Annotated in this window: 9 protein-coding genes and 1 pseudogene; 8 read left to right on the top strand and 2 right to left on the bottom strand. The window is 49.7% G+C overall.

The annotated features are described in order from the left end of the window. Positions 1-4: 4 nt before the first annotated feature. Positions 5-847, bottom strand: a complete 843-nt coding sequence (locus tag MJ769_RS04355) for a Stp1/IreP family PP2C-type Ser/Thr phosphatase (protein WP_239234613.1) — start codon at positions 845-847, stop codon at positions 5-7. Positions 848-1,455: 608 nt separating this feature from the next. On the opposite strand from MJ769_RS04355, the gene MJ769_RS04350 reads away from it, so the two are divergent. The 8 genes from MJ769_RS04350 (at position 1,456) to MJ769_RS04315 (ending at position 11,767) form a co-directional block, all read left to right on the top strand. Beyond that, the gene (locus tag MJ769_RS04350; protein WP_239234611.1) at positions 1,456-3,231 is read left to right on the top strand and encodes a protein kinase domain-containing protein; all 1,776 of its coding nucleotides are present in this window, start codon (positions 1,456-1,458) and stop codon (positions 3,229-3,231) included. Then, complete coding sequence (locus MJ769_RS04345) at positions 3,231-4,166, top strand: response regulator (RefSeq protein ID WP_239234609.1); 936 nt, start codon at positions 3,231-3,233, stop codon at positions 4,164-4,166. The genes MJ769_RS04350 and MJ769_RS04345 overlap by 1 nt, the downstream gene beginning before the upstream one ends. 48 nt (positions 4,167-4,214) lie before the next feature. Continuing rightward, on the top strand, positions 4,215-4,577 hold the full coding sequence (locus tag MJ769_RS04340) for a response regulator (protein WP_239234607.1): 363 nt from the start codon (positions 4,215-4,217) through the stop codon (positions 4,575-4,577). A gap of 57 nt (positions 4,578-4,634) precedes the next feature. Beyond that, positions 4,635-5,192: a chemotaxis protein CheW gene (locus MJ769_RS04335; protein WP_239234605.1), complete on the top strand. Its 558-nt coding sequence runs from the start codon at positions 4,635-4,637 to the stop codon at positions 5,190-5,192. Between the two features lie 40 nt (positions 5,193-5,232). Beyond that, positions 5,233-7,551 carry a methyl-accepting chemotaxis protein gene (locus MJ769_RS04330; RefSeq protein WP_239234603.1) on the top strand — a complete coding sequence of 773 codons (2,319 nt, stop codon included), beginning with the start codon at positions 5,233-5,235 and terminating at the stop codon, positions 7,549-7,551. A gap of 64 nt (positions 7,552-7,615) precedes the next feature. After that, complete coding sequence (locus MJ769_RS04325; RefSeq protein ID WP_239234601.1) at positions 7,616-10,855, top strand: hybrid sensor histidine kinase/response regulator; 3,240 nt, start codon at positions 7,616-7,618, stop codon at positions 10,853-10,855. After that, positions 10,852-11,301, top strand: coding sequence for a hypothetical protein (locus MJ769_RS04320; RefSeq protein WP_239234599.1), 450 nt, complete (start codon positions 10,852-10,854; stop codon positions 11,299-11,301). Before MJ769_RS04325 ends, MJ769_RS04320 begins: the two co-directional genes overlap by 4 nt. Further along, positions 11,285-11,767, top strand: a complete 483-nt coding sequence (locus MJ769_RS04315; RefSeq protein ID WP_239234597.1) for a chemotaxis protein CheW — start codon at positions 11,285-11,287, stop codon at positions 11,765-11,767. Before MJ769_RS04320 ends, MJ769_RS04315 begins: the two co-directional genes overlap by 17 nt. On the opposite strand, the pseudogene MJ769_RS04310 reads toward MJ769_RS04315, so the two are convergent. Continuing rightward, a pseudogene (locus tag MJ769_RS04310) lies at positions 11,751-12,248 on the bottom strand (DUF1993 domain-containing protein). The gene MJ769_RS04315 and the pseudogene MJ769_RS04310 sit on opposite strands and share 17 nt — an antisense overlap. Positions 12,249-12,363: the final 115 nt, after the last annotated feature.

Below are 12,363 nucleotides of genomic sequence, written 5' to 3'. Positions count from 1 at the left end.
ATCATCAATCCCCGTATTTAATTCTTGACTTGAACCAGGACAACATTTTTGCGAGCCAGCCCCGCGGCACGGCAAATTCACCGTTAATTTTAACCAGTATCACGGATACATTATCACGCCCACCATTATCATTTGCCATTTCAATCAACTGTTTCGCCATCAGCTGGAGATTGGCACGCAGCATATGCAACCTGGTACCGATCTCATCATCTTCGACCATATCGTTCAAACCATCAGAGCATAGTAGATAAATATCGCCTACTTGCACCGCATGCACGTGAATTTCCGCCTCAACCGCTGGATCAACTCCGACCGCACGCGTAATCAGATTTTTATTCCTGGATAGTCGCGCATCTTTTGGGCTCAGCATGCCTCTGTCGATTTGCTCCTGCAACAGAGAATGGTCACGAGTAATTGGCTCAAATATTGCGCCACGCAACCGGTACATACGCGAATCACCTACGTGGGCGACTGCTAAACGGTTATCGTAGAATAGCCCGGCCACCACCGTAGTACCCATGCCAGCACATTGTGGCTGGCTCAGCGACGCATTGTAGATAGCAGTATTGGCTTTTTGCAATTTTTCGCGCAACAGCATCACTCCAACATCTTCACCACCTTCACCCCGCTCTTCAGGGCGCATGTTTTCCAAGCTATGCTTTATTTCGGTCAATATCAGTGAAACTGTAATGCTGCTTGCAATTTCACCTGCATTATGACCACCCATACCATCAGCCAGCACAACTAACCCACACGACACGTCAAACTCCACGCAATCTTCGTTTTGCGATCGCACAACACCTGGGTGAGTCTGACTAACGATTTCTAACGCCTGTTCGATATACATATTAGGGTATCTCTATACATTCAAAATTCTAAGCGTGACGCTACTAGTCAATTTAAGCTGGCAAGCGACTGGGCACTCGCAAAACCATATTGCAACGATAGTAGGAGCAACCTGTTTTATACATGCAACTTGCCACATACGGACAAATACCCCAGTCATTCCAGCGCCAACATGGTAACGCGTTTCAACTTGCTTCGCCAATGACTTACGATGCTTACCTATACAAATATTTCCAGGCCAGTATGAGATTCCAGCGACATGCATTCTCAATTTTATTGATTGCCACTTTCTTAGCGTAACATTTTTTCGGCCCACCACGCATATCAACGGCGAACTGAAATATGGCAGAACATATTTACGCTGAGTATAAAGTGGCAATCTGTTACTGCACACCAATCAAATAAAAACATCAAAGTTGAGCTAAAGTTTTTCAAAGCTTATCCGCTATTTCAACTAGCAGCGGCTAATTATGACTTGCAGCATACGGTAAATCGGGGCGGCATTGTCATGATCATCCAAGCATTAAGAATGCAGGCCATGAACCCAGTTATCGAAAATTTTGAGCATTTCTCATCTCTCCACAAGTATATATATTTTGGTGTGGACAAATGATTACATCATCAGAAATAGGGCATACCGCATTGCCCGATGCCGTTTCCCGGCATCTAAAGCAGGCCGACACCATGCACAAGATAATAAATGGCGATATCACCAAATATGCTCCGACCTGTGATAGTTCATTGCTGTACCAAACCAATGAGTGCACCAATACCAGTTTTTTGTCCCGTGGCGAGCTATCCAACGGCAGCAATATCGCTCCTGCGGCTCAAATCGCAATCTATGGTTCAGTGCTCTTCGTCGATATTCGTAACTTTACCTTGTTCGCAGACCGACTTCACAGCGAAGAAATTGTTGAGTTTTTGAATACATTTTTTGACCGAGCATATGAACCAGTCCGTCAACAGTGTGGATGGGTGGTGAGATTTCTCGGTCATGAAATGGTGGCAATGTTTGAGCCAAGAGTGGAACAACCGGATGATCATGCCGAACGTGCGCTTAAAGTGGCACTCCTGATAGTGCTCGCCGCCACCACTTTCCGTGATTGGATCGCGCAGCGCTTCCCGGAACGGAAATTGCCGGAGTTCGCAGTCGGTGTCGGCATACATTCAGGTGATGTAATGCTCTGTAATATTGGCAGTGGCACCGCTATCAAAACCACCGTAATCGGCGATACAGTAAATATCGCTGCACGCCTGCAAGCGATGACCAAAGCTATTGGCTGGAGCATAGCGACAAGCCGCACCTGTGCAAATATTGCCGGAAGTCGTTTTCAGCTCGGCCGTGGCGGCATAGTAACCATGCAAGGGGACATACAACAAATTCAGGCCATAGAGGTCACTGGGCTCTATCCGCGCACTGCAAGCTCGCACACTGATAACGCTTTCTACGAGAAGCTGAGCCAATCTGTAGTTGTAAATACAGCAATATTAGAATTAGAAAGGGAGCAGGCAGACTTGATTCAAAACCCTTGTTCGAGCACCGGATACACGTTTGAGAAGACTCCTCAAAGTCAATCGATCGAAGTGGAAGGTTATCACTTACTCCGCAAATTGGGACAAGGTGGAATGTCTGAGGTTTTTCTCGCAAAAAATATTGTTACGCATACCCAGCAAGTACTGAAACTTATTCCGACGACAGCGATCGACTTCGACAACGACAACATATTGCAGCGTTTTCTGCATGAGTTCGCACTAATTTCGCAAATTGATCATCCTAACGTCGCCCGCATCTATCATCAGGGTTTCACATCAACCCACGCTTATATTTCAATGGAGTTTTTCCCCGGCGGGGATTTAAGGTGCCTAATCTCAGATTATCCCACTCCGCAAATCGCAATCGCCTCGTTGCTGCAGATTCTGGGCGGACTCTCTGCGATTCACGCACTGGGGATCATTCATTGCGACATGAAACCCGATAATGTGATGATTCGCAAAGACGGCTCACTTGCACTCGCCGATTTCGGAATTGCCGAGCATTCCGACGCAATCAGGTTACCTACCCTCCCCGGTGAAATCATGGGCTCGCCGTCATACCTAGCGCCTGAGCAGGCGTTGGATCTTCCAGTCGACGTGCGAACCGACATATATAGCACGGGGGCTATGTTTTACGAAATGTTAACGGGACGGCCGCCATACAAAGGCAGCTCCGTGCAGGCGATTCTTTACCAACACGTCCATCTCCCAATTCCCATACTACCCGTGGGCCTCGAACGCTTTCAAGCCATCCTGAATCGCATGATGGCCAAATCAGCCGTAGCACGCTTTGAGAGTGCCGATGCGGTTATTGAATACATGATTTCATCAGGTTTGATCGGAAATATGTGATGATGGAAGCATCCACAACCGTGCCATCGGCAAAACCACAATACACCGTTGATGTCCAAGGCTTCAGCCAGACCGAACGGATTATCTTGAAAAGTATTTTTAGTTTATCCGCACGTCGCGCGCCTAAATTTGTCGAGTTTATGCAGACGATGGGTTCGGCACCAGATGTTTTTCTCGTTGATGCTGAAGACGCGAGTGCGATAGCGAATTTTCGTCAAAAAAATTCCACGAACACTCGGCCTGCGATCCTGGTTGGCGACACCAATCACGGTATCTCGTGCACAACGCTGTCTCGACCATTGCAATGGACCAAGCTGTTCAAAGCATTCGATCTCGCAGTGGGAATTAACGAAACAAGCCATATGCCCAAACCAGAGCCTGCAGCTCGTATAGCTCCTCCCTTAGATAAAACTCAACCGATGATCGCAATACCAGCACAGCGATCATCGTCGTCCTCGACAACTTTACCAAAAATATCAAATACACCACCGCTGAAGGCGGGCTCAACGAATCAAAGCCTGACAGGCAGCTTTGTAGCACCCGTGTGCCGGCCGGATCGCCAACTTAACTCGGTTCTAGTCTGTGACGACAATATGACTGTGCGTGAATTCATGCGCGTAAAGCTCGCGCCATTTGGTTTTAATGTCGATTTCGCCGAGACAGGGGAACAAGCGGTTGGACTCAGCGGCACCAAACACTACACCTGCATCTTTCTTGATGTCGTGATGCCAGGAATCAATGGCTATCAGGTCTGCAAGCTTATCAAGTCCAGAAAAGGAGCCGCAAAAACTGCAGTAGTGATGCTCTCGAGCAAAGATTCAACTTTCGACAAAATCCGGGCAACCATGTCTGGCTGCGATACTTACCTCACAAAACCGGTCAACGAAAACCGGCTTTACGCTGTAATCAGCAAATATCTACCAACGAATACCTAACCTCGACCGCATTATATTTAACTCAATCCAATTAAAGGAGAAGCAACCATGACAGTCAAGAAAGTTCTTTGCGTCGACGACTCACATACCGATCTTGTCAATATTCAAAAAATCGTAATCGGCACAGGCCGCTTTGTCGTCACCGCCGCCAATGGCAAGGAAGCGATCGAGATGACCAAATCCGAGAAGCCGGATCTGATCTTCATGGACGTAAACATGCCAGATATGGATGGCTTTGCCGCGACCCGCGCTTTGAAAAAAGACCCCATGACCAAAGATATCCCTATCGTATTTGTTACCAGCAAGGATCAGAAAGCAGACAAAATGTGGGGCCAAATGCAAGGGGGTAGCGGATACGTCGTTAAACCCTACACACCTGATGATATCGTCAGGTTCGTCAACACGTTATGAGCATTTTGTACCCACGTTTGAATGCCATATTGCTGATCCATTCTGTACGAGACAGTCATGCAAAACGAAAACGATTCTGCTAATTCGCTGCTAGCGCCGAGCGTGGCACTGCAGCCGGCACGCACGGCAGGGTCACTCGTGACTATCGGACTAAATCGACGGCACAGAGCGACTCTCACCACAACTCAGGAATGGATTGGCTTTGAGGTCAAAAACGTTAAGTTTCTGGTGCCACACGCGCAAGTAAACGAAATTTCAGAAATGCTACCTGTTTTTCGCCTTCCAAACACTGGCCGCTGGTTACTCGGTCTGGTGAACCTTCACGGTAATCTTGTGCCAGTGTTTGACCTAGCATCGCTCGTCGGTGGCGCATGCGACACGAAATCGAAATCAATGCTCCTCGTGCTTGGTCGCGGTGATGCGATCGCCGCCATTGTGGTTAACGGCATTCCGAACCGCAAGCGTTTCGGGGTCTCGAATCGAGTTCCTCTTCCAGCGTTCCCAGAGGCAATCCGCGACTATATATCGAACGCTTATGCAGAAGAAGCCCAGGTGTGGCTGGAGCTCGACCACATCCGCTTCTTCGAAATGATGGCGCGCAGAATATCAGGCTAACTTACCCGCCCTCAAATTACGACCCGACTGGAGAAACAAAATGAAAAAAAAGCTGAAAATCACCTTCCTTACCCGGATGAAGCTATGGCAGAAGTTCCTGCTTCTGGGCGCTGTCGCGCTACCTGCTGCCGGAGTGCCCGCCTACTTGTTTTTGGCGCAAACCACCGCCGCCATTCAGACCGCCAAGCTCGAGGCTAGCGGAATTGACCCCGCATCAAAACTGCTGAAACTAATACAGAATACTCAGCAGCACCGCGGTTTATCCGCTGCTCTCATCGGCGGAAATACTGCCGTTACCGCAGACCGCGCCGCCAAAGAAGCGGAAGTCGTCCAAGCGATCAACACCTTCGAGCCCTACGTAAAAAATAACAACAATGCAAAGCAGGCCGAAATATGGGACAAGATAAAGGCTAATTGGACACGAATTTCAGCCGAAACCACGAACCAACGCACAAACGCGCGCAAATCATTTACTGACCACTCTACATTGGTCGCTACCGAGATGACCTTGCTTGATCTTCTAATGGATCATTACAAACTCTCTTTCGAATCAGATGCCGCGACGCATTTTTTAATTCAGGCCGCACTGTCCGACTTGCCCCAAGTATCTGAGTCACTTGGGCAAACACGGGCATTTGGAGCCGCCCGACTTGCGGAAGCCGAGCGTTCTACCATCGCTCAAAATTCCGGCTCTGAACTAGACAATGAGGCGCTCAGTTCAACCGATCGCGCAACAATGGCAACGCTAATCTCCGCATTGGTAACCAAAACCAATCAAGCGATTACTCAGTTAAATAAAGCGCAGACAGAAGAAACGCGCATCAAGAACAAAATTGCAGGCAAAGACCAGATCGCTGAAGAACAAATAAAACGCCTGGCCGATCTGGCTGCCGCAGAAATCATTAATGCGCAACGAATCAAGCTGAGCTCTGCGGAGTATGTAAAACAATTCACTAGCGGCATTAACGATCAGTTCAAACTAATCGATACCGCGACGGCAGTGCTGAATGACGAATTGCAACTCAAAGTTGACGGCCTGCTCAAACGTTCGTTCGTTTTATCAGGTGTAGTAATCGCCTTCATTATATTTGCGGCGCTTCTCGCCTTGTTAATTACACGAAACATCACTGCAACAGTGCGCTTACTACAGCTATCAGTTGAAAAGGTACGGCACGGAGACAACACCGCACTCGGCTCAATCGACGCACAAGATGAAGTCGGTGATTTAGGACGGACGGTAAACCAACTATTGGAAGAGCGTATGGCAGCGCAACGCAAAGCTGAAGCAGAAACCGAAACACTCAATGACTCGGTAATTTCGCTCCTGCAGACCATGCAGAAACTCTCGGATAAAAACCTCACGGCCAAAGCGCCGGTCACCCAGGACATCGTGGGTACAGTGTCTGACGCCGTAAATCAGAACACGGAAGAAACGAGCAGAGTGCTTTATAGGGTAATGCAAATTGCCGGCCAAGTTGAAAATGCCTCGGTCAAACTCAAAGGACAGGCCGACCAGGTGCAAGCAACCTCTGAAATAGAACGAAAAGGCGTTGAGGAAATGATCCGTGAGCTCGCCACTTCAACCCAAGCCATGAACAACGTGGCGCAGCTCACCGCAAAATCTCACATTGCGTCAGGCGATGCTACCCGCTCAACCCTCTCCGCGCTAAATGCCGTAACCGGAACAATGCAGGGTATGAACTCAATCCGTGAAATGATTGCCGAGACCGAAAAACGAATCAAGCGCCTTGGCGAACGGTCACAAGAAATTAGCGGTATCGTGAACTTGATCAACACCATCGCAGAACGTACACACGTACTTGCGTTAAATGCGAGCGTACAAGCCGCAGTCGCAGGCGATGCTGGCCGTGGTTTTGCGGTGGTCGCTGAGGAAGTTCAACGCCTTGCCGAATCATCACGTAATGCTACAGCGCAAATTGGTACGTTGGTAAATAACATTCAAATCGAAACGAACGACACAATCAACACTGTGAACAAAACAATCTCCCAAGTGGTACAAGGAACCGAATTCGCTGAAAAAGCCGGTGTTCAAATGGCGGAAACACAAAAAGCAACCGACAATCTGGTGGACTTGGTGGTGCAAATTGCTGCCAGTTTAGAAGTACAGGTCAAGAGTGCGGAAATTCTGCAAAGCAAAGTTGATGATCTTGGCCGTAGTGCAGAAAAGACCGGGGAGCAGATTACAACTCAGACAGCTGAAGCCAACCTGCTCTCCCGATCCGCCGAACAATTGGTAAAAGCGGTGGGCGTATTCAAGCTACCTAGCGCTCATGTTCTTGGATTGTCGAGCATGCCAGAGCGTACGAGCGCCATGCCCAAACTCCAAGCTGTTATTTAAGCCTGCAATGACAGCGGTACGCCTGTGCCGCCGTGCTTCGACCTAAGGACGATAGATAATGCAAATGAGCGATTTCATCGAAGCGCTACTAACCGAAATCGAAGAAGCGCGCACCGATCTTGCCGGTTGGATCGCAACGATCTGTTCAGTCACCCCCGAGGATCCTGCATTCGGCGACGCACTCGATCAATATGTTGGCCAGATTGATCGCACGGCTTCAACCTGTGGAATGCTCGGGCTGCGCGGCTTGGAGTCTTGTTGCGCTCAGGTACAGGAATGCCTGGTGGTCATTTTTGGGCTTAACGCGGAAGAACGCAGCTCGGCGCAAACCTTCTTCGATCTCTGGCCCGATCTTGTGCTCGCCTATCTTGCTGACATCACGAACTTCGAGTCCGCAGAGCACTTGGCAGAACACTTTTCCCAACCCCCTTGTCCTGCACCAGTGGATGCCGATGGCAATCTCGAACTCATTATCGCGCTCACCGCCGAGCCGGTGCTAGCGGAGTATTTACGCGCAGAAGCAGCGGCCGAGGAGCTGGAACGTCCTCGCGTGGCGACTGATGAAGACCTCTCGCTCGCCCTGCCAACAGATGTGGATCGGGGCGTGTACGAGGCGCTGCTGCACGAAGCGCCAACGCAGGCCGCCGAGCTTTCCACCTACATTCGCAACATTGTAGACGGCGAAGCCACGAACGAGGATATGGCAGCAGCAAAACGCATTGCACACTCGTTAAAAGGCTCGGCAAGCATCGTCGGCATCCGAGGTATTGCGACGCTCGGGCACCACACTGAGGACATTCTCGAATGGTTCGAGCAGAACCAGAAACGCCCACCGCTGGCGCTTACCAATGCACTGCTCGATGCAACAGCTTGCCTGGAACAAATGATAGGTTCCCTGCTCGGGATCGAGGATGCCCCCACACAGACTCAGTCGAAGGAAATATTACAGTCGGTTCTCGATTGGGCAAGCTGGATTCACTCAGGAAATATTGAGGACGAAATCGATGCCACTTCGCCTGTGCTTGCAGATCTCGATGCCTCGCTACCAGCACCAACTGAAATCACTGATCTCGAAGCAACGTTTGCAATTCAAACAGAAACCAACGATTTCAACACGACACCTCCGATCCAAGCTGACAATGCAGATCTCGTCGCCTCGCTACTAGCACCAACTGAAATCACCGATCTCGAAGCAACGTTCGCAATTCAAACAGAAACCAACGATCTCAACACGACACCTCTGATCCAAGCTGACAATGCATATCTCGACGCCTCGCTACTAGCACCAACTGAAATCACTGATCTCGAAGCAACGTTTTCGATTCAAACAGAAACCACCAATCTCAACACGACGCTTCCACTTTTGATTGAAGCTGTCCACCACAACAAGACACACCAAGCGCTGACTGAAACCTTCAGGGAAGAAAAAACTTCTCTGCCTGAAGCTCCTCTGCCCAACAACGTGACCGACCAGATTCCTGTCGCCCCAATATTACGCGTCCCGGTAGCAACCATGGACGAACTCTTCCGTCTCACGGGCGAGCTATCTGTAAAGATTGGCCAACTTACCGAGCAAGTGAAGCAAACTCAGCAACGCACTAACGGCTTATTACGTCAGAACCTCAAGGTACAGCAGCGTATTTTTGATCTTGAGAACCTGGTTGACATCCGTGGCCTCTCGAGTCTGCGTGAAACGAAAATCTCTCGCAGTGACCAAATATTTGATGCGCTGGAAATGGAACAGTACACCGAGCTTCAGAGTAATACCCGCGCACTGACAGAAGAAGCCGCCGACACCAGAGAGTTCAGTCGACGTATCGAAGAAGACGTGGCGCAGATGGGCGCCGTACTTCAGCAAACGCAACGAGTACAGCGCGAACTTCAATACATGGCTATGACCACTCGCATGAGCCCAGTAGGAAGCCTCGCCCCTCGCCTGCACCGCAACATCCGCCAGACCTCGCAGCAAACAGGAAAAAAAGCAAAGCTGATAATCGAAGGGGAAGACATCCTGATTGACGGAGACATGCTGAACAACCTTGTCGACCCGCTGCTGCATATACTGCGAAACGCCATTGATCATGGTATTGAGACACCCGATGAACGTACGCGCGCCGGTAAATCGGAGGTGTCCACCATTCATCTTACGTTCTCGAGGCGCGGCCAAACGGTCACTGTGCGTTGCCGGGATGACGGGCACGGACTCGACTACAGCGCGATCCGAAACAAGGCAATCGAGCGTGGCCTGATGCAAGCCGGCCAGGATGTCTCTGAAGAAGAACTGTCACGCTTGATTCTACTTCCTGGCTTTTCAACACGAGAACGCGCGAATGAAATATCGGGACGTGGCGTCGGGCTCGATGTAGTGCGAGATCGACTTCTTGTCATGAAGGGAATGGTCGAAGTACGATCCGAGTTCGGTAAGGGTTGCGAGTTTCTACTTCGCTTCCAGGCATCGCTTGTCGCCCAGCATGCGTTACTCATAGAATCTTCCACCCAGATTTTTGCGGTACCAAGCTATGCGCTGGACCAAGCATTACCACCCGCCGCAGGAGAGTTCATATCAATAGGCAGCGAAATAAACCTGCGCTATCAAAAACGTACCTATCCGGTAAAAACTCTGAGTGCACTGATAGGCTATGACAGCGGCGTGATGACGTCAGAAATCATGAACTCGAAATCCGTATTACTTGTTCACGTCGACCTTGATATTCATGCGGTGCTGGTCGACCGCATTGTTGACGGTCGTGACCTGATCCTCAAGGATCCGGGCCGGTATGTAAAGAAGATTAATGGCGTTGGCGGCATCGCGATTCTGGGTGATGGAACCGTCGCACCGCTGCTCGATTTAGCTGAATTGCTGCGTCTTCCCATGCCGCAATTGATCGAGGCCGCAACCTCCATTAACTCAAGCAACTCTGAAGCGATAACGCGACGCGACATTCTCGTTGTGGACGATTCCCTTAGCGTGCGCAAATCACTCGTACAACTCGTAAGCGATGCAGGATATAACGTGAAAGCAGCAAAGGATGGATTAGAAGCGATCGCGCTTTTAAAAGATTTCATGCCCGGGATAATACTCACTGACCTTGAAATGCCAAACATGAACGGGCTTGAACTCACCTCGCACCTGCGCGCGCGCGCCGACACTCGCGAGCTGCCGGTGATCATGATCACCTCTCGCTCCATGGATAAACATCGTAAACAGGCAGAGCTCGCAGGTGTTAGCGTATACATGACCAAACCCTACACTGACACCGACCTTCTCGGGCACATCCACGGCACGATCGGCAGAGTGCAATGAACGCGGCCGCAGCCGGGTACGCGTTGATCTGTTTTGACGGCCTGGATCTGCTCATCGACCAACACGCGATCGTCTCCCTCGAGAATATGATCGTATTACAAGGTAAAAATGATGAAGTGAAAGCGAGCGAGGTCATTGCAGGGGATGCATGCGAAGTACATTCGCTGACTGCACAATTGGTCGTGGCAGACAAGATCGATACACGCTGTCGCTACATTGTCGTACTACAGGCAGATGAGCACCGCTTCGGCATTACTGTGGACTCGGTTCAATCACTCCCTATTCAAGACCCAAAACTGCATGCTTTACCCGCATGCATGAGCATTTCCGAATCACCGATCAAAGCTTACGTGCAGGTAAAAGAGCGTATCGCATTTTGTTGCGATGTCAGTACATTGTGGTGTCGCATCAAATCTTCTGAGAGCAGGCATGAATACAAGGAATAACGCCGTTTTGTTTGAGTTCACAAGTGGCCACCACGCAGCAATCGGCCTGCACGAAGTCGCTGAACTCGTTCTATCGCCTAAGCTTATACCTGTACCGCTGGCTCCAGATTACTGTCATTCGCTTTGTATTTGGCAGGATCACGCCATTCCATTCGTGGAGCTGGCACCGCTCATCGGCCAACGTTCTCTGGATAAAATCCAACTTGCGCTGGTGGTTACGTACTTTGCCCGACCAAACGGCGAGCAACGATGGGGCGCCCTAGGGCTATCCGCCTATTTCCGCACGGTGAGCGTCGGTGACGATGCAGCATGTCTGCTACCCCAAGATTCGTCCGCATGGCCATCTATCGCTCACTCATGTTTTCAACTGGTAGATGAAAACGTTCCCATTCTTAATCTGGACGCCTTGTTTGAGCAACGCTTGGAATTGTTCTCTAGACTCAAAAACCCTAATAGGCACCCATAAAATCGCCTTTGCCGACTTCTAGACCATTGTGCCGCAAAATTGCATAAGCCGTTGTGACATGGAAGAAAAATTGCGGCAAACCTTAGTTGGATAGGTAGGTGTGGCCATCCATTTTTTTCTCTTTCGGTGTGCCCGGGCGTAACACAATTTCACGCGTTTCGCTGCCTTCGAATTGTGCAGGCGTTAGGCTTTCGATAAACGACAAAGCCTTGCTAATTCGTGCCTGCAACTCGGCGAAGGTTTGTTCGCTATCGTCATACGCTGGCACCTCGACATCTGCCAGCCGCGCTGACACGCTCTTGGCGAAATCAGTAGCGATTTGCACTTGGCGGTTCAAAGGGAACATATCAGGGAATAGCCGCGCATCCAATAATACTGTCGGTTTAAATTTTTTCTCGGTAGTATATGCTTCAGCCTTGATCAAAATAGCGCTGAGACTGGTCAATAGCTGTTTGAAAACGGGTACGGACGTAGTGTACATATAAGTGGTCATAGATTTTTCCCGGTTATTTGATAGCAGTTATTGCTATACGATGAAAATTAGTGAGTTAAGTGATTTTAACAATTTTACAGGGTAACAGTTGTTCTATTGCCCA

Origin of the sequence: Candidatus Nitrotoga sp. BS (genome assembly GCF_927797785.1) — a bacterium.
Taxonomy (GTDB): domain Bacteria; phylum Pseudomonadota; class Gammaproteobacteria; order Burkholderiales; family Gallionellaceae; genus Nitrotoga.
Note: the sequence above shows the minus strand (reverse complement) of the source record. Positions and strands in the feature narration are given on the sequence as shown.